The sequence below is a fragment of the Rudaea sp. genome (assembly GCF_036560865.1).
Lineage (GTDB): Bacteria > Pseudomonadota > Gammaproteobacteria > Xanthomonadales > Rhodanobacteraceae > Rudaea.
The window spans coordinates 1-25,158 of record NZ_DATBQK010000026.1; the positions used below are offsets into that span (position 1 = coordinate 1).

Here is a 25,158-nt window from a genome sequence, read left to right on the forward strand (position 1 = left end):
GAAGCAACTCGAAGACTCAATGAATAAATACTTCATTCTGCTCGATGCAGAAGAGCCTTTATACAAAAATGTAAATTTATACGGGCTCGACCCAGCGAAGAGTACAAATCTTGTCTACAGAGCCGGAAAATCCAACCGATCCAAACCCACAACAACAGAAGCCTGACAAACCTGTTGTCGTAGAGCTTTCTGAACTCCCCGCATCAATCCAAGCGCGGGTCTCTCCCGCTGGGGACAGAAAGACCCAAGAACGAACTCTTTTCACTATTCAAAAGTTTCATCGCGGTCCGTTGCCTGACCCCGAAACACTTGCCGGCTACAATCAAGTTGAACCAGGCTTGGCCAATCGCATTGTAGTGATGGCTGAGTCGCATTCTTTGCATTATCGCAAAATGCAATCACGCTCTATGTGGCTCCAAGCTGCCGAGGGTTTTCTGGGCCAGATATTCGCTTTTCTCATTGTTTTGGCGTTCTTATTCGTGGGTGGCTACTTAACTTTCAACGGTTATCCATGGGCTGGTGGGTTTAGCAGCACAATCGGCCTTGGAACCATTGTCACTGCTTTCATACTAGGCCGCGATGGATCGAATAGCGCGAAACCTGATTCCGACGAATCTGGCAATGGCCGGGCCGGCCCGCTACAAAAGAAGAAAAAGCCTCGCAAGTAGCGTGCCAGTTTTCGATGATTTATTTTTCAAACTGACCCACTACCATCACTTATCTTGGTCCCAACGAGCGACGGCAGCGGAATGGCTGTCGGTCCTGGAATTCGCGCCCCCGAGCGGCACCTGGCCGCAAATGCAGCTCACGTCGGCGCGGCGGTACCCTCTCACCAGTTCTCCAAGTCACCCCGCAGCCGCCTTTTTGCATGCCCGGCGGACACGGCGGTGTCCGTCGAAGCCTGTTTCAGCCACGCATTGACAAGGCCATCGGCGCTGCACAAACTCGCTGATCGCCGTGCGCAGCTGCACGGATGCTTGCCGCGCCAAGGAAATCCATAGAGTGACTCCGACCGCTGGTTCTCCGACACCTTCCCGCTCCACCCAACTGGATGCGCCATTCATTGCCTCGGACATCGGCGGCACGCATGCGCGCGTCGCGCTGGTGCGCTTCACGCCCGAAGGCGGCCTCGCGATCCTGCACTATTCCGAATACGTCTGCGCCGAGCATCCGGATCTGGCCACGATCCTGCGCAGCTTCCTCGACACGATCGGCACGCGTGAAGTGAGCCGCGCGGCGATCGCGATCGCGGGCCTGCAGGACGGCGACGCTTTGATCAATCCGAACCTGCCTTGGCGCGTGTCGCTGTCGCAGACGCGCAGCGCCGTGAATCTGAAGGATCTGGCGATCATCAACGATTTCGAGGCGCTCGCGCATGCCGCGCCGCATATCGACGTCGCTGCCGCCCTGCTGCTGACCGGCAAACCGGTCGCGCCGGCCAAGGTATCCACACTCGTGCTCGGCCCCGGCACCGGCTTCGGCGCCGCGCTGCGCATTCCGACCAAACCGCGCGCGACCGTGATCGCGAGCGAATCCGGCCACGCTTCACTCGCGCCCGGCAACGATCTGGAAATCGACGTGCTGCGTGAGTTGTTCAAGCGCTGGCCGCACGTCGATCGCGAGCGCGCAGTCTCGGGCCCGGGCCTGCTCAATGTATACGAGTGTATTTGTGAACTCCACGGCGTGAGCGCGCTGCTGAAAACGCCGGCGGAAGTCACCAATGCCGCGCTGGCCAACGCGAACCCGCAGGCAGTGAGCGCGCTGAACGTGTTCTGCAACCTGCTCGGCAGTCTGGTCGGCGACCTCGTGCTCACCTACAACGCGCAGGCGGTGTTCCTCGCCGGCGGCATTCCCTCGCGCATCCGCACGTTTCTGCCGACCAGCGGCTTCGTCGCGCGCTACCTCAACAAGGGCGCGCTGCGCGAGGCGCTCGAACACATCCCGGTATGGCTGATCGAACACGGCCAGCTCGGCCTGATCGGCGCAGCCGCTTGGTACCGCGATCATTGCGCTGACGCGTAAAAAATCTGTCATTCCGGCGAACGCCGGAATCCATTTTGATGGACAAGCAGCCCTGCGTTTACATCCTCGCAAGCGCTGTGCGCGGCACGTTATACGTCGGCGTAACCTCGGACTTGGTCAAACGGATATGGCAGCACAAGAACGATTTGCTTGAGAGTTTCACTGGCAAACATCGCGTGCACATTCTCGTATGGTATGAACTGCACGCGACTATGGAGTCAGCAATCCTGCGCGGAAAAGCCATCGAGGAATGGAAGCGTATTTGGGAAATAGAGCTGATCGAATCCAACAACCCCGACTGGCGCGATCTCTATTCCGGGCTGTTGTAACGTGAGAGTTCAAAAATGGATTCCGGCTTTCGCCGGAATGACGACTCAAGAATATTCTTCGACTGCGCCGCCGATCCACGTGGCGCGCACCCGCAGCTCGTCGTCGAGCGCGACCAAGTCAGCCATATAGCCCGACGCAATGCGACCATGACTCGCACCCAGACCGATAAAGTCGGCCGGATAGGTCGAAGCCATGCGCAATGCTTCATCGAGCGGCACGTCGAGCCACGCCACAGTATTGCGCACCGCTTGCGCCATATCGAGCACCGAACCGGCGAGCGTACCGTCGGGTGTGGTCAACAGGCCGTCGCGCACGGTCGCGATCTCACCGCTGATGCGGAATGACGGCGATGCGGAACCGACCGGCGGCATTGCATCGGTGACGAGAAAGATCTTGCCGCGCGGCTTGGCGGCCAGGGCGATGCGCAGCGCGGCCGGATGCACATGATGGCCGTCGACGATCACACCGCACCAGCTGTCGCGATCGGCGAGCGCGGCACCGACCACGCCGGGTTCGCGCCCCGTGAGCGGCGTCATCGCATTGTATAAATGGGTAAAACCGCGCACGCCGGCGTCGAGCGCCGCGCGCGTCTGCGCAAACGTCGCCGCGGTGTGGCCGGCTGCAAGCACGACGCCACGGGCGACGAAATCGCGCAGCGTCTGCGCGGGCACGCACTCCGGCGCGAGCGTAAGCAAGGTCTTGCCCTGATGCAGCGAGGCCGCCAGTTCGATTTCGGCGGCATCGGGCACGCGGAACTTCGTCGCATCGTGCACGCCCTTGCGCGCTGCCGCGAGATAAGGTCCTTCGAGATGAATGCCGAGCACACCCGGCACGCCTTGCGCGATCGCCGCGTCCACCGCGGCAATTGCCGCGCGCATCACCTCGACATCGTCGCTGATCAGGGTCGGCAGCAGACCGGTCGTGCCGAAGCGGCGATGCGCGTGCGCGATACACCGAATCGTTTCCACATTCGGCGCGTCGTTGAACAGCACGCCGCCGCCGCCGTTGACTTGGGCGTCGATGAAACCCGGCACCAGCATGCGGCCGGCGAGATCGTGCTGTTGCGCGGCTCGCACGCGCGCATCGGATTCTGCGACCACATCCGCGATGCGGCCGTTCTCGATCAGTACCGCCTGCCCGGCTATAAAACCGTGCTCGGTCAGCACGCGGGCATTGACCAGCGCCGTCGCCATCACACGGTCTGGGTGACTTTGTTCAGATGCGGCGGCACGTCCGGATTGCGTCCGCGCCGAATCGCCAGCGCATTCGCCGCGCGATAGAACCCCTGGATCGCAATCAACGGCGCGCACACCGGGTGCGGCGCTTCCGCGACCGGCAGCGCATGCGGCTCCGCCACGTCGGGTGAGGTGATCCACACCTTCGCGCCGCGCGCAGCGAATTCCTTCGCCAGTTCGCGCGTGCCCTCCCAGGATTCATCGCGCTGGGCCAGAAACAACACCGGAAAGTCCTGGCCGACGAGAGCCATCGGTCCATGCTTCACCTCGGCGGCACTGAACGCTTCGGCATGCAGACCGCAGGTTTCCTTGAGCTTGAGCGCCGCTTCCTGCGCAGCACCGAGACCGAGACCGCGGCCGACGACGAATAGGTTGCGCGCCTCGACCAGACCGCTGACCAGCGGCGACCAGTCCATCTGCCAAGTCGCGCGCATCGCCGCGGGGGTTGCGCGCAACGCGTCGAACAAAGCGGCATCGTTTTTCCAGCGCGCAGCGATATGCACGATTGCCGACAAGGCGCACAGATAGCTCTTGGTCGCGGCGACGCTGAGTTCGGGACCCGCGCGCAGCGGCACTACGGTGTCGGCGACCGCGGCGAGCGGCGAATCCTCGACGTTGACCAGGGCGACGACGTGCGCGCCCGCGCGCTTGGCGCCCTGCGCGTGACGCACGAGATCGGGGCTTTTGCCCGACTGCGAAATCGCGATGTACAACGCGCCATCGAGCTTCTGTTCGGTGTGGTAGATCGAACTCACCGACGGCGAGGCCGATGCGGTCATCAATCCGATCTGCGTCTCGAACACGTATTTGGCGAAAGTCGCGGCGTGATCGGAACTGCCGCGCGCACAGGTGACGATGAAGCGTGGCGGCGTCGCACGCAGTGTCTGCGCGAGGCGCGCGACGATCGCGTCGTTGGTCTGCAACTGGCGCTCGACCACGTCCGCGCTTTCGCCGGCTTCGCGAAACATGCGCGTTTCGTCGGGCTTGGGGATTTGGTCTGACATCGTTGTCATCGTGGCTTCAATGGTAGCGCAAAATTTTTGACGTGAAGCAACCAAGGTGATTTGAAGCAGGGAATTTCAGCGTCGCGCGCTATTCGCCGTGCAGTTCGGCGACGAAATCGTAGGCGTCGCCGCGATACAGCGAAGACGTGAACTCGACTACCCGGCCGTCTTCGAGAAACGCGCGCCGCTCGATTGCGAGTGCGGGACTGCCGAGCGGAATATCCAGCAGACGCGCCTGTGCCTCGTCGACAGCTACCGCACGCAGGCGCTGCAGCGCACGCGTCGGCCGGCAACCGATCTGTTCGAGCGCATCGTAGAGCGACAGCTTGACCGCGTCCGGATTGCCGATCACCGATTGCGGCACGACGGTCAACTCCAAGGCCAGCGGTTTGTCCGCCGCAAAGCGCAAGCGGCGCAGGCGGATCACGTTTGCACCGGGCGACAGATTGAGCGCCATCGCTTCCTCCGGCGTAACTTCGCCGACGCTGCGTTCGAGAAATTTGACGCGCGGTTTCAATCCGCGTGCGCGCAGATCGTCGGTGAATCCGGTTAGGCGCGAAAAGGATTTGACGATGCGCTCGGCGACGAACGTTCCCGCGCCATGCCGCTGCGTGAGCAGACCATCCTCGACCAAGCCGCCGATGGCCTTGCGCACGGTGACGCGCGACAATGCGAGGCGCTTGGCCAGGTCGCGCTCGCTCGGCAAGGCCTGCCCGGGTGGAAAGGCGCCGGATTCGATCGTGTTCTGGATCGCGCGGCGCAAACGCAGATACGCGAGCGAGCGCTGCGCCTGCGCGCCATGATCGAGTTTGCGATACTCGCTGACCAAGGTCGATTGCATGCCACTATCATACCAATGAAATACCACTTTTGCCAATTCTGCCGGTGCAGGAACGAAAATATGCTCTTTGCGCCATCAAGCGTGCAGGATTGGCAATTAGTGGTATGATAGTGGTATTATCAATGACACAAGACGATTGTCCTCTCTATTCCAGCGTTCCGAGGTGACTCGTGGTACAGATGATAGCGGTCGATCCGTTCGATCTGGTGATCTTCGGCGGCACCGGCGATCTGGCTATGCGCAAGCTTCTGCCCGCCCTGTTTCGCCGCTACGCCGGCGGACAGGTGCCGAATGAAAGCCGCATCGTCGGCGTCGCGCGCAGTCACGATTCCGCGGAAAATTACCGCGGCGTGGTGCGTGAAGCGATCAAGCGCGCGGTGGCGAACGCCGATGCGCAGACGCTGGAGAATTTCCTCGGGCTGGTGCACTACTACGGCCTCGATGCGACCCAGGATGCCGGCTGGCGCGAGTTCGCCGACACCATCGCCACGAGCGGCGAACGCGTGCGTGTGTTCTATCTTTCGACCAGCCCCGACCTGTTCGTCGGCATCTGCGATCGCCTGCGCCAGTACGGACTCAACGGCAAGGATGCGCGCGTGGTGATCGAGAAACCGATCGGCCACGATCTCGCCAGCGCGACCGCGATCAACAACGCTGTCGGCGCAGCCTTTGCCGAAAGCCAGGTGTTCCGCATCGATCATTATCTGGGCAAGGAAACCGTGCAGAACCTGCTCGCCCTGCGCTTCGGCAACGTGCTGTTCGAGCCATTGTGGAACGCAGCGCATATCGACCACGTGCAGATCACCGTGGCCGAGACCGTGGGCCTCGAGAAACGCGCCACTTACTACGACACCGCCGGTGCGTTGCGCGACATGGTGCAGAACCACATGCTGCAACTGCTGTGCATGGTGGCGATGGAAGCGCCCGCCTCGCTCGACGCCGATGCCGTACGCGACGAAAAACTCAAGGTGCTGCGTTCGCTCAAGGGCATCGATCAGAACAACGCGATCCTGTTCACCGTGCGCGGCCAGTATCGCGCCGGTGCGACCGACGGAGCGCCAGTGCGCGGCTACCCGGAAGATCTTGGCAAGCCCACATCGCAGACCGAAACCTTCGTCGCGCTCAAGGCCGAAGTCGGCAACTGGCGCTGGGCCGGCGTGCCGTTCTATCTGCGCACCGGCAAGCGCCTGCCGCAGCGTGTGTCGGAAATCGTCGTGCAATTCCGCTCGATTCCGCACTCGATCTTCGCGCCGTCCGCGGGACCGGTAATGCCGAACAAGCTGGTGCTGCGCCTGCAGCCGGATGAAGCCGTCACGCTGTCGTTGATGATCAAGTCGCCCGGCCCCGGCGGCCTGCGCCTGCAGGAAGTACCGCTCGACATGAGCTTCGCCGAAGCGTTCGGCGTGGCGCAACCGGATGCCTACGAGCGCCTGCTGCTCGACGTGGTGCGCGGCAATCTGACCCTGTTCATGCGTCGCGACGAAGTCGAGGCCGCCTGGCGCTGGATCGATCCGATTCTCGCTGCGTGGGAAACCAATCCCGAAGCGCCGAAAGCGTACACGTCCGGCACCTGGGGGCCGAGCGCAGCAGTCGCCTTGATCGAGCGCGACGGTCGCACCTGGCACGAGGATGCGGCGTGACGGCTGCCGCCCACCTGCCGATGACGTCTGACTGCGTGAACATGGTCGAGCACAGTTTCGCCAGCGCGGAGTTATTGGCCGATGCACTCGCCGCGGCCGTGGCCGCGGATCTGCAATCCGCGATCTCGACGCGCGGCCGTGCACTGCTGGCGGTGTCTGGCGGCAAGACGCCGACGCGTTTCCTTGCGCAACTGTCGCGACAGCCCTTGGCTTGGAAACAGGTCACGGTCACCCTCGTTGACGAGCGCTGGGTCGCGCCGAATGACGCGCGCTCGAACGAAGGCCTGGTGCGCGCAACCCTGCTGCAGGGCGCCGCTGCCGCCGCGCATTTTGTGTCGTTGTATGCAACCGGTTTCGCGGAACCCGAAACCGCCCTGCCCGCGATCGCCAAGCGCATTGCGCTACTCGACTGGCCGTTCGACGCGCTCGTGCTCGGCATGGGCGAGGACGGTCATTGCGCGTCGTTCTTTCCCGATGGCGATCATCTGGCCGAAGCGACCGATCCGCATACCGACGCGCTCGTGCTGCCGATGCGCGCACCCGGCGCTGGTGAGCCGCGTATCACGTTGACCCTGCCCGTTGTGCTCGACAGCCGCGCGATCTATCTGCACATCGAAGGCGAACGCAAACGCCGCGTGTTGCAGGATGCAAGCAACGCAGCCGAATCCGATCGCACTTTTCCGATCAGCCAGGTGCTGCGCAATGCGCGCGCGCCGCTGAATGTTTATTGGTGCGCCTAGCACCAGGAGTCTCGTATGCCACTCAACCCGGTTCTCGAAAAAGTCACTGCGAATATCGTTGCGCGCAGCTGCGCCACGCGCGCGGCGTATCTGGAGAAAATCGACCGCGCACGCGGGCACGGTCCGCATCGCAAGCGCCTGTCCTGCGGCAATCTCGCGCACGGTTTCGCTGCCTGTTCCAGCGACGACAAGGCGGCGATTCGCGGCGCGGTGCATCCGAATATCGCGATCGTCACCGCCTACAACGACATGCTTTCCGCCCATCAGCCGTACGAGCGTTATCCGGAATTGATCCGCAGGACGGCGCGCGACTTCGGTGCGACGGCGCAGGTCGCCGGCGGCGTACCCGCGATGTGCGACGGCGTGACCCAAGGCCAGGGTGGCATGGAGTTGTCGCTGTTCTCGCGCGATGTGATCGCGCTGTCCACCGCGGTCTCGCTGTCGCACGACATGTTCGATGCGGCCATGTTCCTCGGCATCTGCGACAAGATCGTGCCGGGCCTGTTGATCGGCGCGCTTGCGTTCGGCCATCTGCCTGCGATCTTCGTGCCCGCGGGGCCAATGCCGAGCGGTATCGCCAACGACCAGAAATCCAAGGTCCGGCAACTGTATGCAGAGGGCAAGGCCAGCCGCGCGGAACTGCTCGAAGCCGAAGCCGCGTCCTACCACGCGCCCGGCACCTGCACGTTCTACGGCACCGCGAACTCGAACCAGATGCTGATGGAATTCATAGGACTGCACCTGCCCGGCGCTAGCTTCGTCAATCCGAACACGCCGCTGCGCGATGCGCTCACGGTCGCGGCAACGCAGCGTGCCGCATCGATCACCGCGCTCGGCGAGCACTACCAGCCGCTTGGCCGCATCGTCGACGAACGCGCGGTCGTCAACGGCGTCGTCGGTTTACACGCGACGGGCGGCTCGACCAATCTTCTGCTGCATATGGTCGCAATCGCGCGCGCAGCCGGCATCGTGCTGACGCTCGACGACTTCGACGAACTTGCCAGCGCCGTGCCGTTGCTCGCGCGCGTCTATCCCAACGGCCGCGCCGACGTGAACCAGTTCCATGCTGCTGGCGGCTTGAATTTCCTGATCGCGCAATTGCTCGACGCGGGCCTGCTGCACGGTGACGTGAACACGGTCAATGGCACCGGCATGGATGGCTATCGCAAGCACGCGCTGCTGGATGATGCGGGCAAACTTGCGTACACGCCCGTTGCGGCTGCGAGCTACGACGAAACCGTGCTGCGCCCGATCGCCAATCCGTTTCGTCCCGACGGCGGCCTGCGCGCACTCAACGGCAATCTCGGCCGCGCAGTGATCAAGGTGTCATCGGTGCCGGCCGAACGCGCCGTGATCGAAGCGCCGGCCGTGGTGTTCGACGAGCAGGACGAGATCAAGGCCGCATTCGAGCGCGGCGAACTCGATCGTGACTTCGTCGCCGTGGTGCGTTTCCAGGGCCCGCGCGCAAACGGCATGCCCGAGCTGCACAAACTCACGCCGGTACTCGGCGTGCTACAGGATCGCGGCTTCAAGGTCGCCCTCGTCACCGACGGGCGCATGTCCGGCGCCTCGGGCAAGGTGCCCGCAGCCATCCATCTCACGCCGGAGGCCGCCTGCGGCGGTGCGATCGGCAGGATCCAGGACGGCGATATCGTGCGCCTCGATGCGATCGCCGGCACGCTGGATGTAAAAGTGGATAATGCGGCATTCTCCACTCGCCCTCAAGCGAGCGCGGAGGGACTCGCAGCGCACCACAGCGGCCTCGGCCGCGAACTGTTTTCCCTGTTCCGCGACAGTGTCGGCGCCGCCGATGCCGGCGCCAGCGTTTTTGCCTGAACATGCGGTCACGGATGCCGCTTTGTGAGCTTCGCGATCATGGACGAACGCACCCGTAACGGAGTTTGAAATGCCCAGTGCAATCGAAAACAAACAAGCCCAGGTCGAAGCGACGCTGCGCATCGCGCCCGTCGTCGCGGTCGTGGTGATCGACGACCTCGCCAGCGCGGTCCCGCTCGCGCGCGCACTCGTGGCAGGCGGCATCCGCGCGATCGAAATCACCTTGCGCACACCGGTTGCGCTGGATGCGATCCGCGCGGTCGCCGGCGAAGTCGAAGGCGCCGTGGTTGGCTCGGGCACCGTGTTGACGCCAGGCGATCTGCGCGCATCCGAACGCGCCGGCGCGCGCTTCGCTGTTTCACCCGGCGCCACCGACAGCCTGATCGATGCCGCCGACGCGAGCATGCTGCCATGGCTGCCCGCAGCGGCGACCGCGGGCGAAGCCATGCGCCTGTTCGAACGTGGCTATCGCTTCCTGAAGTTCTTTCCGGCCGTGCCCGCGGGCGGCGTTCCCCTCTTGCGCGCCTGGGCCTCACCCCTGCCCGGCATCCGCTTCTGTCCAACCGGCGGCATCACACCTGCAACCGCGCCAGACTTTCTCGCGTCGCCGAATGTCGTCTGCGTCGGCGGTTCCTGGCTGAGCCCGAAGGATCTGCTGCGCGCGGGCGATTGGAAAAAGATCGAAGAGCTTGCGCGCGCTGCCGCGGCGCTGAAAGCTGCAGCGTAGACACATTCGGAAGCTCGGCGTAACTTTCCAGTTGCGCGACAATTACGCAGAAATAAACGGCATAACCGAACGCTCGAAATTAAGGCAATTTCAACCATGAGTGTTCGAGCATGCGCATCTGCCCGGCGCGCTTGACGTTCTGTTTGGTCAGCCGCAAGCTGGATCAACCGCCAGGAGCGTCCCATGACCTCGATTCAACGCGTTGTCTGTACTACGGCAGACGATCTTGTCGCCGCGGCCAAGGATGCGGATGCCGGCCCCATTGTGGTTCGCGGACTTCTGACCGATGTCCCGTCGATCCGGCTTGCGCCCGGCCAAACGCTGCAGGGCGAAAACGATCTGGCTGAAATTTCTTTCGCTCGCGGTATCGATGGCCTGCAACTGAGTTCCGACAATCAGGTTAGCGGTATTCGTCTTGATGCTTCCCCCGAGAAGCGCGCGATCTTCAACGATACCGGCGTCGACAGCCTCGGGCGCATACGCCTAGCCGGAGTCACTGCAACCGGCCAGGTGCAGATCCTTGCACGCGACAACGTTCGCAGCGGTCACGTCGAAGTCGACGGACTCGACGTGGTTGCCGCCGACGCGCGCGCGCAGAGCGATCGGCCCGCCGGTTATGGCGTCTTCGTACTGCAGGGTGCGTTTACGCTATGGAATATGCAAGCCGATGAAAGCGTCGTCATCAGTGCCAGTCTCAAGGGACTGTCAGCGGGGCGTGCGGTGGCTCCAGTGTTCGGCAGCGGCATCTTTGTCAGCGGCGCCGGTTTCAAAGGCGGCCGTCTGGTCGTGTCGATCCTGGAAACCGGTGCGGTCTACAGCAACGGCATGATTCCGCCCGGCACGCCGAACCAGATCACCGGCGGCGTGTTCACGGTGTTCAATGCCTTTGTCGATCTGGTGCACAACCTCGGCCCGGTCGTCACCTACGGCGTGAACGACATGGTGCTGGACAACTGGGGTTCGGTGGATCGCTGGATCGTCGAGGAGAAGCTGACCTCGTATGGTCCCAGCGGGATTGGCTTCGTGAATTTCGGCTTCGTCAACGAGTTCAAGGCGAATGCGCCGGTCGAGACTTTCGGCCAGGGCGCGCGCGGTTTCAATGTTTATACCGGCACGGTGAACGATGCCGAGTTCGACCGCATCACCACGCATGCAGATGGCGCTGTCGGCATCCAGATCAGCCAGCCGATCGGCCGACTGACCGTCCATCGCGGCATCGAGACTTTTGGTGGCACCGGTGATTCGCTGGTGAAGGGCGTGGTGCTCAAGCTTTCGGCGATTGCGTTGAGCATCAAGCCCGGTGGCTCGGCGCGCGAAATCGATATTGACGGCGGCGTGGTGACCAATGGCAAGGGCGTCGCCCCGATCGAAATGCTCGGTTCGATCGGTGAGTTGCGCATCACGGGCGGCATCAAGGCGGCAGAGTGAATCGTTGGCCGCCCGCGTCGTTGCGACAATGCGTGCGCCGCTTCTACCGATAAGGAGCACTTGTCATGCAACGTACCGTTGAAACGGTGCTGCCTTCGCAGCGCATCATCGATGACGGCGACATGCTGTTGTGGCGCGCGTTGCCGATGCCGGAGCAGGAATCGCTGGGGCCGTTCGTGTTCATCGACCATTACCGGCATCACAGCCGGCGCGGTATCGGCGACAAGCCGCACCCGCATGCCGGGATCGAGGTGATCAGTTATCTGCTCGAAGGCGGTGTCGAGCATCGCGACAGTGTGGGTTTCAAGGACAGTCTCGGACCGGGCGATGCGCAATGGATACGCGCCGGTCGCGGCATGCTGCATGCGGAACAACCCACCGGCGGCCGTCATGGCCTGCAACTGTGGACCAGCCTGCCGCCGGCAATGAAGTTTGCCGAGCCGGCGTACGCCTCGTTCCGTGCCGCCGATATTCCCGAGATCAAACGCGATGACGCGAAGGTCCGAGTCATGGCGGGTACGGTGGACGGCATCACCGGGCCGATGAAAAACGCGACTCCGACAATTTTCGCGCACGTGCATCTGGATCCTGGCGCAAGTGTCACGTTAGCGGTCGACGAGACAACCGAACTCGGCCTGTATGTCCTGGACGGCAGCCTGGTAGCGGATGCGGATTCGCGGCTCAACCCGGGCGCACTGGCCGTCCTGAGTTCATCCGGCTCGCAGGTCACCCTGACCGCTGCGCCGGATCAAGCGGCTGATGTCGCCTTATTGGGTGGCGCCCCGGTTGAAGGTGCACTGTTGTTTGCTGGCCCGTTTGTGATGGACACACCCGAGCACGTCGAGCGGGCCAAGCGAGACTTTGTCAGCGGCAAGATGGGACGACTCGACGGCGTGCCGTTCTGACGCGTCTGCGTCGTCGATGCAAACGTGCCGCGAGCTGGTGATTGACTGAACGCGGGCCAACGTCCGGCATGAATTATTGAACCGGTGCCGGCAACTCTGGAATACACAGTTGTGACCACGCGTATACGTGGCGCGAGGCCGCCGTGCCTGGCACGGCGCAGACGCACACGGACGAAGGAAGCGAAACCATGAAACGACTTGAGAGCAAGACAATGATCGCCGCACTGGGTCTATTGATATCGGCCGGAGCTTTCGCCGCAGGCGGCATGCACTCCGCGGCGCCCCAGGCATCAAGCCACACGATGACCACACACACGGTGTCCGGACCGACGCACACCACCGGACAACCGAATCAGAGCTGCGGCAGCGCAAGCGCCCCCAACACTCCGGGCCATGCCGCAGCCGCACCTGGTTCGGCGTTCAACCCGGATGGCAAGGCCGGAACCATGTATGCCGGTCAGCAGCCACAAAACTCGCGCAACCCCGTGAGCGTGTCGCAGTACGACGTGGCCTGCTTCCATCAGCAGCACTGAGGCCGATGAGTAAACGGAAGAGTCCGGCGAACAATCCGGACTCTTCCGCTAGACGCTACTTCCCTGCGTCCGCACCCGGCCGTACCGGCGCCGTCGAGCCACGGATCACCAGCGTCGGGCTGAAGCCGACATTCTGCGTGCTGTGCGCGGCATGCTCACCGCGTTTCAATTCAGCGATCAGGCGCTCGGTCGCGCGGCGCGCGATATCCGCGGTCGCCTGCTTCGCCGTGGTCAGCGCGGGCCAGCATTGGCGCGAGAACGGGCTGTCCTCGAATCCCGCGATCGACAGATCGTAGGGCACGTTCATGTTCGCAGATTTCGCCGCGGCGAGCACACCCGCCGCGATTTCGTCGTTGGAACCGAAAATCGCCGTCGGCGGATTTTTCAATGCGAGCAATTTGCGCGCGCCGCGAAACCCGTCGTCGAAGGAATAGTCGCCCTCGACGATCAACGCCTTGTCCGCCGCGATGCCGTAGTGCTTGAGCGCGTCCTCATAACCCTTGAAACGCTCCGGACTCGAACGGTGCGCCTTGCCACCCCAGAGAAAGCCGATGCGCTGATGGCCAAGCTGGATCAGATGTTCGGTCACCGCATAGGCCGCGTCGCGGTCGTCGACGAAGACACAGGGGAAACCGTCGCGCGGATCTTCGGCGGCGGAAAGAATGCGCACGAACTTGATCTTGTGCGCGGCGAGAAAACGGATCAGCTCCATGCGCTCGGACATCGGCGGCGCCAGCACGAGGCCGGCAAGGCGCGAACGCTGCACGAGGTCGCGCAACTCCTCGGCGAGCTGCGGCGAACTGGAATCGCAGGGATGAATGTGCAGGCCGAAACCGTTTTCCCGACACACCGACAGCACGCCACTCTGCATCGCAATCACGTAGTACGCGTTCGGGTTGTCGTAGACCATGCCGAGCGCATACGACTTGGCGCTGCGCAGGCTGCGCGCGGACTGATCGGGGTGGTAGTCAAGTTCGGCTACCGCCAGCTCGACACGCTTGCGCGTCGCCTCAAGCACGGACGGCTCGTGATTGATCACCCGCGATACCGTCTTCAGCGATACCTTCGCCCGCTTGGCGACATCTTTGATCGTTGGAGTGCGCATGCTCGCCAGGCCATCCATCTCGTATGGCGCGGATCGTGGCCCGCGCACCTTGCCATTCTCGCTTGAAACGCCCCGCTGCGGCCAGCGCCATGCGCCAAGCCAGCAGATTTTGATCGAGTATTATTTTATACAAGTATATTAAGAACCGGATTGCGTCGCCAAGCCAGTTCGCTTGCGCAACCTTCGCGCGGCACGCTTCGCATATTGCCGCCATGCCTGCTTCTCTCCGTCAACGGTGCAAATGACGTGTCGTATCGGCCGCTTTCCATCCCACAAAATGTTCGCGTTACAAGTAACGTTGTCATGATAATTTTCGTAAACTATGATTTATATCTATTTGTATTAATTAATATTTAATGCCGAACAAAGACAGAAAAATAATTTTTTAACACCATATTGACAACGTTGTCATCATAGCGCAGACTGCCGCGCAATCAAGAGGCCAGTGGCCATGTTCGACTCGGGGAAGCAGCGCGTGATGCAAGACGCAAGTCCGCTCACTGTCGGTTCGCAACCGTTGCGCAAGAGCGCCGCCGCGGCGGCGCGCACCTCGTTTCTCGCTGCCGACGTCGGCGGCACCCATGCCCGCATCGGTCTCATTCAAGCGCAAACCGCCGGTTCGATCGCGGACGATGCCGATGGCCATCTGGAAGTTCTCGGCTATCGCAAATACGCTTGTGCCGATTATTCGGGCCTGGCGGAAATCCTGCGCGAATTTCTTCGCGACACCGGTGCGCGACCTGTCGCCGCCTGTATCGCGTGCGCGGGTTACGCGCTCGGCGACACGTTGATCAACGCCAACCTGCCCTGGAATGTTTCGATATCCAGCCTCAGCCGAGGTCTCGGCATCGAACACGTCGCCCTGGTCAACGACTTCAAGGCAATCGCCTACGCAACACACTTCCATCCGATGGAAGACTCGATCCAGATCGCCGGCGTCGGCGAGGTCGGCTCCGGCCAATCGCAGCTCGTCGTCGGTCCGGGCACCGGCCTCGGCGCGGCGGTGTTGCTGCCGCGCTCGCCGCGCCCCGAGGTTCTCGCCACCGAAGCCGGGCACGCAGCCATCGCGCCACGCACGGCGCTTGAATTGCAGATCGTGCGTCGTCTCGGCAAGGGCGTTGCGCATGTGCCCAACGAACAAGTTCTGTCCGGCCCCGGCCTCGTCGCGCTGTATCGGGTGCTTTGCGAAATCCGCGCGGTGCAGCCGCGTTTCTCGTCGCCCGAAGAGATCACGACCGCAGCCCTGAGCGAAAGCGACGCGCTCGCCGTGGAATGCGTCACCTGTTTCTGCTCGTGGCTCGGCAGCATGGTCGGCGACCTCGCGGTCCTGTTCGGTACCTATGGCGGCGTGTCGCTCGCGGGCGGTTTTCTGCCGCAGATATTGCCGCTGCTCCAGCGCAGTGATTTCGCCGAGCGCTTCCGCGACAAGGGCACGATGCGCACGGTACTCGAACGCGTGCCGGTGCGCTTGATCGAGCACGGCCGCCTCGGCGTGACCGGTGCGGCGCACTGGTATCTGGATCACGAAACCAAGTCCGGCGGGGTTGAGGAGTGAACGCCGGAGCGAATGCGGATTGCACAGGAATCGGGCGCCGGATGCGCCCAGAAATTGCAAAAATGTGGATAGATATAAATGTAGACATTGCCCGGCGGAGCAGCGCGCTGCAGCGAATCTTCCGGATCACACACCTGACCAGAGGGGCGACCCATGAAAACCCGTAAAACCATACTCGCGGCGAGCATCGCCGCAGCTCTATACGCAAGCGCGGTCGTCCACGCCGGCGAAGTGGCGACAAACAATGTTGCGCAGACCCCGGATGCGAGCTCGGCCGCCGCCGATGCGCAAAGCACTTCGTCTGACAGCAAGAAGAAGGCGGACGAACTCGGCACGATCTTCGTCACCGGTATCCGCGATACCGAAGCGGAGTCACTGAAGTTGAAGCAGGCCGCCAGTTCGCACGTCGACATCGTCACCGCGGAAGACGTGGGCAAGCTGCCGGCCAAGAACGTGGCCGACGCGCTGCAGCGCCTGCCCGGCGTCAATATCAGCGCCGCCAGCGCCACCGAAGGCGGCTTCGACGAGAACGATCGCGTCAGCCTGCGCGGCACCAATCCGAGCTTGACCCAGACCCTGGTCAATGGCCATACGGTCGGCACTGGCGACTGGTTCGTGCTGAGCCAGGTGCAGACCGTCGGCCGCAGCGTCAGCTATACCCTGCTGCCGTCGGAAATCGTCAGCGAAGTGGTGGTGCACAAGAGCTCCGAGGCCAAGATCACGGAAGGCGGTGCCGCCGGCTCGGTGGACATCATCACGCGCAAGCCACTCGAGTATGCCAAGCCGCTGACCGCGGAAGTTTCCGCCGGCGGCGTGTATTCCGATCTGCCGGGCACGACCAAGCCGCAGTTCAGCGGCCTGCTCAACTGGAAAAACGCCGACGATACTTTCGGCGTGCTGGTGCAGGGTTTCTATGAACAGCGCGCTCTGCAGCGCGACGGCCAGGAAGTGATCGGCGGTTACCTCCAGATACCGACCAACGCAGCGGTAGTCACTGCGCATCCGGATCTTGCCGGCGTGTATTACCCCAACCTGATCAACGCCGCGTTGTTCACGCAGAAGCGCACGCGCGAAGGCGGAGTGATCGACCTGGAATTCAAACCCTCCGACACCCTGACTATCGACGTCAACGGCTTCTACTCCAAGCTCAAAGCCGACAACTACAACCGCAGCTACCTGCAATGGGCGAGCCAATTCGTCGCCGGCGGAGCTGGCCTTCAACCCGGCTACACGGTGCAGAACGGCGTACTCACTTCGGCTACTTTCGCAGCACAGCCGGGCAGCATCACGCCGTATGGCGTTTACGACCAGATTTCACGCCCCGGCGCCGCCTCGCAATCGGAATACTTGACCGCGGATGCCAAGTGGCGGGCGAGCGATCACTTGACCTTCAGTGGCCAGATCGGCACCACGAACGGCAAGGGCGACAGTCCGAACCAGGACGTTATCGAGGTCGGTACTGGCCCAGGCGCCGGTGCAAGCTGGCAGATGCGCGGCCTCAGCCAGCCGATCAACTGGACCCAGGGCGGCGTCAACAATAATCCGTCGACTATTCAGCCGCAGGACGGCTGGATCTTTGGTGACCAGAACATTCACGTCAAGGACAAGGAGAACTGGGCCCAGGGCGATGGTGAGTTCGCCTTCGACAACAGCGCTTTGAGCTCGCTGGATTTCGGCGCGCGTTATTCCGAGCACACCCGCGACAACAAGACCGATATCGGCCAGGGCCCGAACTTTGCTACCTGGCCCGGCACAGCCGCCTCCTATCCGACGACCTACTCGAACTATCCAAGCAATTTCTGCGGCAACGTAGGCGGCATCTGCCCGGGCAACGTCTGGTACTGGTCGCCGAGCCAGCTCGCCGCGATCGCTGCACAGTTTGCCAATCGCAATCCGGTGACGCGCTTCAACTGGCAGAACATCTACAAGGTGGAGGAAAAAGACACCGCACTATACCTGCAGGCCAACTTCGCCGGCGACAAGTGGAGCGGCAACGCGGGCGTGCGTTACGTGCGCACCGACGAAAACATCAACTACAACACCAGCAATCCTGATGCGTATACCACAGGACCTGGCGCGGTCACCGGCTCGGCTTTCGGCAACTACTTCAGCAGCCGGTACAATCACACCTACGACGAATTTCTGCCGAGTGGGAACTTCAAATACGAGCTCGCCGAGAATATCGTCGGACGCCTGGCCGCATCGCAGACGATGACGCGTCCGGATTATTCCGCGCTCGCCGGATCGGTCTCGCTGGACGATCTGACTCACACCGGCAGCGGCGGCAATCCGCAGCTCAAGCCGATCGTCTCGACCAACTTCGATGCCTCGCTGGAATGGTATTTCGCGCCGCGCGGCCTGCTATCCGTTGGCGCATACAACATGGACTTGAAGAACTACATCAACTTCGGCAACGAGAACCGCAGCTATCTGGATCAGAACGCCACGCACATCGCCGGACATGATGTGATCAATACGTACGCAGTCAGCGTGCCATCCAACGTCGGCGGCAGCATCAAGGGTGTGGAGCTGAACTACATCCAGCCGATCGGCGAAAACTTCGGCGTGGCTGCCAATTACACATATGCCGACGGCAAAGCGGACAACGGCGCGCCACTGCAGGGTACCTCGAAGAACACCTACAACGTTTCGGGCTACTTCGAGAACGAGCTTTTCAGCGCACGCTTGAACTACACCTACCGCTCGTCCTTCTACGCAGGCGTAAGCCGCACCGACAATTACTTCCAGTCCAATATCGGCAATCTCGGTGCGTCGGTGGCGTACAACATCAACAGTTGGGCATCGGTCACCCTGGATGCGATGAACCTCAACAACGCGAAGCTGAAGTACTACGTCGAGCTTCCGGCCATCGGCAAACAGCCGTACGCGTTCTATGACAATGGTCGCCAGTACTACGTGACTTTCCGCCTGAAGTTCTGACCCCGAAAGCAAGTCAAAAGAGTTCTCCAGCCGTTGCGGGCCTTGATGGATAATTAAGGCCCGCTTTTTTTGCCTGCCGCACGCCGAGCGAATGAGCAAGCACCGCATGATCGACTATCGATTGAGGCGCAACACCCGCGGTTTGCGGCAGAAAGGTTTTTGCCTGATTGCACTGGCGCTGACTCTGGCGCTGCTTGGCTGCCGCAGCATGAGTAGCCACAACGACAAATCCGAGCCGCAGATCCCAGTCGCGACCGACCTGTCTTTGATTCCGGTGCCCTACTCGCTGCACCGATCTGCCGGTTATTTCACTCTCGGCAAGAACGCGGCGCTCGGCATTCATTCGAACGATGCGGCGGCAGAGAACATCGCCCACTACTTCAGCGAACTGGTGCAACGCACGCGCGGCGTACATCTGGATCTGCTTGCGCCCACCAGCAAGGACAACAACACCCAAAGCGGCATCGACTTCGTGCTCGATCCGCGACTGTCGCTTAAGGACGACGATAGCGACGAAGGCTACGCGTTGACCGTGGCCACTGGCCGGATCACGCTCGTCGCGCGCAGCGCGCACGGCCTGTTCAATGGCGCGGTGACATTGTGGCAGCTGTTTACGCTCGACGCCGACGCCAATCTGCCCTTGCGCATTCCCTGCCTACGCATCGAGGACCATCCGCGCTTTGCTTGGCGCGGGCTGATGCTCGATCCGGCACGGCATATGCAGTCGCCCGAGTTCGTCAAGCAGTTCATCGACTGGATGGCCCTGCACAAATTCAACGTCCTGCATTGGCATCTGACCGATGACCAGGGCTGGCGCATCGAGATCAAGAAGTATCCGAAGCTGACCGAGGTCGGCGCATGGCGCCGGCCGGCGGGTGCCGCGGGCACCGATGCCAACGGCCAGCCGGTGCGCTATGGCGGCTATTACACGCAGGAACAGATCCGCGACATCGTCGCCTACGCGCAGCAGCGCTACGTGACCATCGTGCCGGAGATCGAAATGCCCGGCCACGCGCAGGCCGCGATTTCCGCCTACCCCGAACTCGGCGTCACCGGCAAGAATCCCGGCGTCTCCCACGACTGGGGCGTGCATACGGTTTTATACAATGTGGACGATTCCACTTTTGTCTTTCTACAGAATGTGCTGGCAGAGGTGATGGACCTGTTCCCGTCGAAATACATCCATATCGGCGGCGACGAGGCGGCAAAAGACCAGTGGCAGGCGTCCGCGCGTGTGCAGGCGCGCATGCGCGAACTCGACATCAAGGACGAAACCGCGCTGCAGAGCTGGTTCACCCGGCGCATGCAGACCTTTCTCTCCGCGCATGGCCGCAAGCTGATCGGCTGGGACGAGATTCTCGACGGTGGCCTGCCGCCTCAGGCTACGGTGATGTCGTGGCGCGGCAGCAAGGGCGCGATCGAGGCGGCGAAACAGGGACACGATGTCGTGCTCTCACCCGATCCGGATCTGTATTTCGATCATTTGTCCGGCGACTTGCCCGACGAGCCGGCTGGGCGGCCGAAAGTGATTTCACTGCGCGATGTCTATGAGTTCAATCCGATTCCGAAAGATCTCGACGCAACGCAAGCCAGACATGTACTCGGTGCGCAGGCCAATTTGTGGAGCGAATATTTTCCAACCGATGCCAGCGTGGCGCGCGCGACCTACCCACGTGCCGCGGCGCTTGCCGAAGTGTTGTGGTCGCCAGTGACGGCGCACGACTGGAACGGTTTTCTCGATCGCCTCGTCGTGCAGCAGGCGCGCTATCGCGAACTCGGCATCGGCTATGCGCAAAGCGCATTCGCGGTGCATATCGAAACGACGTTCGATGCGCCACATGGCAAGGTCGGCGTGAAGCTCGCCAACCAGACCGATTTCGGCACAATTCGCTACACGCTGGACGGAAATGCGCCGACGCCGCAATCGCCGCGCTACACGGGGCCTTTCGAAACAGCCGCATCCGGCGAAATTCGCGCCACGGCCTTTGCGCACGACGCGCCGCTCGCGGACGCGCGCGCGCGCAAACTCGATCCTCTAGCCCTGCTGCACCGCAGCTCCGGGGAACTCCGGCAATGCCATCCCAATAGCGGCGTAATCCTGCGCCTGCCGGACGACACGCCAGTGGGCCCTGACCAAGCGATTTTCCACGTAGACCTCTTTGACCCCTGCTGGCTATGGCCGGACGCCAGCCTCGACGATATCGACCATATCGCGGTCAACGTCGGCAGCATCCCCTTCAATTTCCAATTGTGGAAAGATATAAAAAGCGTGGTGACGCGCAAGCCGCTCAAGTATCCAGCCGGCGAGTTGCAAGTGCATCTGGATCGCTGCGACGGCGATCTGCTGGCGGCCGTCGCTCTCGCGCCAGCGCTCGCCAATGCGGGCACGACGCAACTGGAAGTACCGATCGGACACCACGCAGGCACGCATTCCCTCTGTCTGCGTTTTGCCACCGGCAAATATGATCCTCTATGGGCGATCGATTGGGTCCAACTGGTGCCAGCGCATTGATCTCCACGCCGCTCCGCTGAACTTCGGTCAATGCATTGCATGCGTTTCGTAGGCTGGGCTGACGAAGTTGTGTAGGCTGGGCTGACGAAGGAAGCCCAGCGTTTGAGGCCGACGGAATGCATGCGCTGGGGTTCGCAATACGCTCACCCCAGCCTTGATGGCTTTAAGTAGGTTGGGTTGACGAAGGAAATCCAACGCTTGTATCAATGGAACGCAAACGTTGGGGTTCGCCAAAACGCTCACCCCAACCTACTCGGCCGGCATGGCGTGCGCTCAAACCGCTTCGCCGCAGGCATGCCCCGACGCCCACGCCCACTGAAAATTGTAGCCGCCGAGCCAGCCGGTGACGTCGACCACTTCGCCGATGAAATACAGGCCCGCCACGCGTTTGGATTGCATCGTGGTGGAGGACAGCTCGTCGGTGTCGACGCCGCCCAAGGTCACTTCGGCGGTGCGATAGCCTTCCGTGCCGTTCGCGACCAGCGGCCAGTCCGCGAGCTGCGCAGCAATATCGTGCAGCTCCGCATCGCGATACTGGCGTAACGGTTTGTTGGGCAACCAAAGTTCGCACAGACGCTGCGCGAAGCGTTTCGGCAGGCGCTCTGCGAGCACGGTCTTGAATTCCGCGGCAGGACGTTCTGTCTGTTGCTCGCGCAGCCATTCGAGTGGGTCTGCGTCGGGCAACAGATCCAGGCGCAAGTCGTCGCCGGGATTCCAGTACGAGGAGATTTGCAGGATCGCCGGCCCGCTGATGCCGCGGTGCGTGATCAACATGAAGTTGCGGAAGCTCGCCCCGTTGCAGCGTGCCTCGACCGGCAAGGCGACACCCGCAAGATCGGCCAGACGTTCTTGGTGCTTGCCGCTCAGCGTCAGCGGCACGAGTCCCGCGCGCGTCGGCAGCACGCGATGGCCGAACTGGCGCGCGATTTCATAGCCGAAACCGCTCGCACCCATGCTCGGTATCGACAGACCGCCGCTCGCGATGACCAGTGCGGGTGCAGCGAATAATCCTGTCGTGGTATCGAGGTGGAACGTGGCCTCGTTGTGGCGCGCGCTCGCCACCGTACACCTCGTCTCGATGCGCACGCCGGTCGCTGCGCACTCATCCAGCAGCATGCGCACGATCTGCTTCGACGAATCGTCGCAGAACAATTGACCGAGTTCCTTTTCGTGATACGCGATCTCGTGGCGTTCGACCAGCGCGATGAAATCGCCCGGCGTGTAGCGCGCGAGCGCCGATTTGCAGAAATGTGGATTCGCCGAAAGGAAATTCACCGGCGTCGTGCCGGTATTGGTGAAGTTGCAGCGACCACCGCCCGACATGAGAATCTTCTTGCCGACCCGGTTCGCATGCTCGATCACGAGTACGCGTCGACCGCGCCGGCCCGCCGCGATCGCGCACATCAGACCGGCAGCACCGCCGCCGATGATCAGGGTATCGAAGGATTCCGCCACGCGTTCAACCGCGAACTTGCGACGGCGCCATGCGCACGGCCGGATCGACGGTGACCGCGGCATTCTCGCCGAAAATCTGCACCTGGCGATCCTGGATCAGACACTGCAGTCGCATATTGCGCTCGGCCATTGCGGCGAGTGCGCCGACCGCGGCAGCAGGAATATCGATCACGCTGAGATTCTTTACGCGCTCGAGTTGCGTGCGATTCTTCTCCCACCAGATATCCGCACCGCGCCCGCTGTAGTTGATCACCACGACCTGACGCGCACGTCCGCAGGCCTTGCGGATGCGTTGCTCGTCCGGCTGGCCCAGTTCGATCCACTCGAGGATTTCGCCAGTCAGATCCTTGCGCCACAGATCTGGTTCGTCATCGCTGCTGATGCCCTTTCCGAACTGCAGCCGTTCGTCGGCATACAGCGCGAACGCGAGCAGACGCACCATCAGGCGCTCGTCGGTTTCGGACGGATGCTTGGCCAGCGTCAGCGCATGCGTCGCGTAGTAGTGGCGATCCATGTCGCTGATCGCAAGTTCGGCCTTGTAGGTGATCGCGTTGAGCGCCATGGAAACGCCTGTATCCAATCGGAGCGTGATTGTAAGCGCCTGGCGCATCATTCCGCCCAGCGGCATGCCGCCGCCGGCCATCTTCGACATCATTTTTCCAATCTAACCACTCACGCCAACTTACTCGGCGAGTCTCCCATCATCGGCGTCGCGAGTGGTAAATGGGCGCACAGCAGCACGGTTGTTTGTGTAGGCTGGGCTGACGAAGCCCAGCGTTGAGGCCGACGGAATGTACACAAAGGGGTTCGCGATACGATCACCCCACTCAATGGCTTTGAGTAGGTTGGGTTGACGAACGAAACCCAACGCTTGATCTCAATGGAGCGCAAACGTTGGGGTTCGCTCAACGCTCACCCCAACCTACTAGGCTACTCGGCCGAGAGCTTGAGCTCGAAGCGTTGCGCACGAACTTGATTCAGACTGTCGACAAACAGCACATGATGCTCGGAATCGATGCCGGAGACGTGTCCTGCGCTGCGCAGGTTCGCTGGCCTCTGCTCGAATCGTTCCTTCAATGACGCGGCAGACGCGATCGGCGATTCGCGCAGCCAGATCAAGGTCGCCGCCAGCCGCAGATGCGCTGCGTAGTCCAATATGCGTTTGTCATAGCCGACGTAGGCCGGCGTCGCAATCTCGGTGAGGATGCAGCCGGTAACACTGGTAATGCATTCAAGCCGCCTAAGGGGATGGGGCACAGCATTGAGATCGATGGTTTTGTCCGCAAGCAGACGTCGAGACGCTGCTTCGCCACAGTAGGGAGTGAACTGCTCGGCCCCCCAGGCAACCGTTTGCCTGGGGTCGAAGATCAACTGTGAGAACACCCGCTTCCAATAGGGTTGCCTTGTTGATGAAATCTCTCGCATCACATTTTCGCTGACAGCACGCTCAGTGGACAGCTCGGCACAACGATCGACATCGGCCGCTTCGATCGGCCGAAATGCATCCATGCAGCTGGGTGGGATCGCTTCATCCGACGACGAAGCGGCCAGCATTTCGCCAAACAAGCGTATCGCGCCGTCGGCGTAGCGGATCAACACCATGTCGCCGATCAGGGAATTAGTTGCTGCGCGCAGCCGGCGCCACGTCCTGGCGTTGCGACACACTCCATCAAGCGCACCAACGTGATCCCCGTCGACAAACTGCAGCGCCAACGAACTCAACCACAGATTCTGCGGGAGCACGGAATACATCCCCATTGGCGTGCGATAGTCTGCGGGAAATTCGATCCACAGGAAGTCGGCATGTTCCAGCGACTGCGCACGCGCCAACAATCGCGCGTAGGTCTTGAGCGTCGAACGGGTGAGTTCTGCTTTCTCGGTGACGTGGTGAAGGCAGTCGTTTTCGAGAGTTTGGCATGGGCCCGCATCGTCATTCGACGGCTGCGGCAACTTGCTCGCAGAGGGCACAAACTGAATTGCCTCGTCTCCAGCTGCCAGTCGTTTGCGGACCTCCGCGACATCGACGGCCATGTGCGCATCAAGATCCTCGTCGGCAACGTCGTAGCCCATAAACCACAACAACGGAAAGGCGTTGCGTCCATGGTCCGGCCGGCGATCCTGCTGGAGCAGGTCCAATGCTGCACGCTGCTCGAAACTGGGTCCGCGAATTCGATACGCAGCGAAAACCACGGCGACAACAACAATCAGAACTAGAAGGGCCCGGCCGATCCAGCGAAGAGCGTCCCTCATTTCATGACCTCGAAAGTAGGCTGGGCTGACGAAGGAAGCCCAGCGCTTGATGTCCACGGAATGCACACGCTGGGGTTCGCGATATGCTCACCCCAGCCTA

General features: G+C 62.0%; 20 protein-coding genes. 13 read left to right on the forward strand and 7 right to left on the reverse strand.

The window, feature by feature from the left end; all coding sequences use genetic code 11:
- The first annotated feature begins 110 nt into the window (after positions 1-110).
- The 3 genes from VIE67_RS03020 (at position 111) to VIE67_RS03030 (ending at position 2,351) form a co-directional block, all read left to right on the forward strand.
- Positions 111-668 carry a DUF2335 domain-containing protein gene (locus tag VIE67_RS03020; RefSeq protein ID WP_332023138.1) on the forward strand — a complete coding sequence of 186 codons (558 nt, stop codon included), beginning with the start codon at positions 111-113 and terminating at the stop codon, positions 666-668.
- A 334-nt stretch (positions 669-1,002) separates the two neighbouring features.
- Positions 1,003-2,022, forward strand: coding sequence for a glucokinase (locus VIE67_RS03025; RefSeq protein WP_332023140.1), 1,020 nt, complete (start codon positions 1,003-1,005; stop codon positions 2,020-2,022).
- A 38-nt stretch (positions 2,023-2,060) separates the two neighbouring features.
- A complete protein-coding gene (locus VIE67_RS03030) occupies positions 2,061-2,351 on the forward strand; it encodes a GIY-YIG nuclease family protein (RefSeq protein WP_332023142.1) in 291 nt (96 codons plus the stop codon).
- Between the two features lie 45 nt (positions 2,352-2,396).
- On the opposite strand, the gene nagA is transcribed toward VIE67_RS03030, so the two are convergent.
- From nagA to VIE67_RS03045, 3 genes are all read right to left on the reverse strand, one after another.
- Positions 2,397-3,545: an N-acetylglucosamine-6-phosphate deacetylase gene (gene nagA, locus VIE67_RS03035; RefSeq protein ID WP_332023144.1), complete on the reverse strand. Its 1,149-nt coding sequence runs from the start codon at positions 3,543-3,545 to the stop codon at positions 2,397-2,399.
- Entirely contained in the window at positions 3,545-4,591 is a 1,047-nt protein-coding gene (locus tag VIE67_RS03040) for an SIS domain-containing protein (RefSeq protein ID WP_332023146.1), read from the reverse strand. The genes nagA and VIE67_RS03040 overlap by 1 nt, the downstream gene beginning before the upstream one ends.
- A gap of 88 nt (positions 4,592-4,679) precedes the next feature.
- Positions 4,680-5,432 carry a GntR family transcriptional regulator gene (locus VIE67_RS03045; protein WP_332023148.1) on the reverse strand — a complete coding sequence of 251 codons (753 nt, stop codon included), beginning with the start codon at positions 5,430-5,432 and terminating at the stop codon, positions 4,680-4,682.
- Between the two features lie 179 nt (positions 5,433-5,611).
- On the opposite strand from VIE67_RS03045, the gene zwf reads away from it, so the two are divergent.
- The 7 genes from zwf (at position 5,612) to VIE67_RS03080 (ending at position 13,241) form a co-directional block, all read left to right on the forward strand.
- A complete protein-coding gene (gene zwf / locus VIE67_RS03050) occupies positions 5,612-7,072 on the forward strand; it encodes a glucose-6-phosphate dehydrogenase (protein WP_332023221.1) in 1,461 nt (486 codons plus the stop codon).
- A gap of 20 nt (positions 7,073-7,092) precedes the next feature.
- The gene (pgl, locus tag VIE67_RS03055; protein WP_414707266.1) at positions 7,093-7,812 is read left to right on the forward strand and encodes a 6-phosphogluconolactonase; all 720 of its coding nucleotides are present in this window, start codon (positions 7,093-7,095) and stop codon (positions 7,810-7,812) included.
- A gap of 15 nt (positions 7,813-7,827) precedes the next feature.
- Complete coding sequence (edd, locus tag VIE67_RS03060) at positions 7,828-9,648, forward strand: phosphogluconate dehydratase (RefSeq protein ID WP_332023152.1); 1,821 nt, start codon at positions 7,828-7,830, stop codon at positions 9,646-9,648.
- A 70-nt stretch (positions 9,649-9,718) separates the two neighbouring features.
- Positions 9,719-10,375, forward strand: coding sequence for a bifunctional 4-hydroxy-2-oxoglutarate aldolase/2-dehydro-3-deoxy-phosphogluconate aldolase (locus VIE67_RS03065; protein WP_332023154.1), 657 nt, complete (start codon positions 9,719-9,721; stop codon positions 10,373-10,375).
- 183 nt (positions 10,376-10,558) lie between these two features.
- Positions 10,559-11,803, forward strand: coding sequence for a hypothetical protein (locus VIE67_RS03070; RefSeq protein WP_332023156.1), 1,245 nt, complete (start codon positions 10,559-10,561; stop codon positions 11,801-11,803).
- Positions 11,804-11,868: 65 nt separating this feature from the next.
- Positions 11,869-12,708: a pirin family protein gene (locus VIE67_RS03075; RefSeq protein ID WP_332023158.1), complete on the forward strand. Its 840-nt coding sequence runs from the start codon at positions 11,869-11,871 to the stop codon at positions 12,706-12,708.
- 188 nt (positions 12,709-12,896) lie between these two features.
- Positions 12,897-13,241 (forward strand): hypothetical protein, encoded by a 345-nt coding sequence (locus VIE67_RS03080; protein ID WP_332023160.1) that lies wholly within the window; start codon positions 12,897-12,899, stop codon positions 13,239-13,241.
- 55 nt (positions 13,242-13,296) lie between these two features.
- On the opposite strand, the gene VIE67_RS03085 is transcribed toward VIE67_RS03080, so the two are convergent.
- Positions 13,297-14,346 (reverse strand): LacI family DNA-binding transcriptional regulator, encoded by a 1,050-nt coding sequence (locus tag VIE67_RS03085; RefSeq protein WP_332023162.1) that lies wholly within the window; start codon positions 14,344-14,346, stop codon positions 13,297-13,299.
- A gap of 451 nt (positions 14,347-14,797) precedes the next feature.
- On the opposite strand from VIE67_RS03085, the gene glk reads away from it, so the two are divergent.
- The 3 genes from glk to VIE67_RS03100 all read left to right on the forward strand — a co-directional run bounded on the left by glk (position 14,798) and on the right by VIE67_RS03100 (position 21,353).
- On the forward strand, positions 14,798-15,901 hold the full coding sequence (glk, locus tag VIE67_RS03090; RefSeq protein WP_332023164.1) for a glucokinase: 1,104 nt from the start codon (positions 14,798-14,800) through the stop codon (positions 15,899-15,901).
- A 153-nt stretch (positions 15,902-16,054) separates the two neighbouring features.
- Positions 16,055-18,841, forward strand: coding sequence for a TonB-dependent receptor (locus tag VIE67_RS03095; RefSeq protein ID WP_332023166.1), 2,787 nt, complete (start codon positions 16,055-16,057; stop codon positions 18,839-18,841).
- A gap of 91 nt (positions 18,842-18,932) precedes the next feature.
- Positions 18,933-21,353, forward strand: coding sequence for a beta-N-acetylhexosaminidase (locus VIE67_RS03100; RefSeq protein WP_332023168.1), 2,421 nt, complete (start codon positions 18,933-18,935; stop codon positions 21,351-21,353).
- 273 nt (positions 21,354-21,626) lie between these two features.
- Here the strand turns inward: VIE67_RS03100 and VIE67_RS03105 are convergent, their stop codons facing one another.
- The 3 genes from VIE67_RS03105 to VIE67_RS03115 all read right to left on the reverse strand — a co-directional run bounded on the left by VIE67_RS03105 (position 21,627) and on the right by VIE67_RS03115 (position 25,115).
- Positions 21,627-22,757 (reverse strand): BaiN/RdsA family NAD(P)/FAD-dependent oxidoreductase, encoded by a 1,131-nt coding sequence (locus VIE67_RS03105; RefSeq protein ID WP_414707267.1) that lies wholly within the window; start codon positions 22,755-22,757, stop codon positions 21,627-21,629.
- A gap of 55 nt (positions 22,758-22,812) precedes the next feature.
- Positions 22,813-23,370, reverse strand: coding sequence for a YaeQ family protein (locus VIE67_RS03110; RefSeq protein ID WP_332023224.1), 558 nt, complete (start codon positions 23,368-23,370; stop codon positions 22,813-22,815).
- A 368-nt stretch (positions 23,371-23,738) separates the two neighbouring features.
- The gene (locus tag VIE67_RS03115; RefSeq protein ID WP_332023172.1) at positions 23,739-25,115 is read right to left on the reverse strand and encodes a hypothetical protein; all 1,377 of its coding nucleotides are present in this window, start codon (positions 25,113-25,115) and stop codon (positions 23,739-23,741) included.
- Between the last annotated feature and the right edge of the window lie 43 nt (positions 25,116-25,158).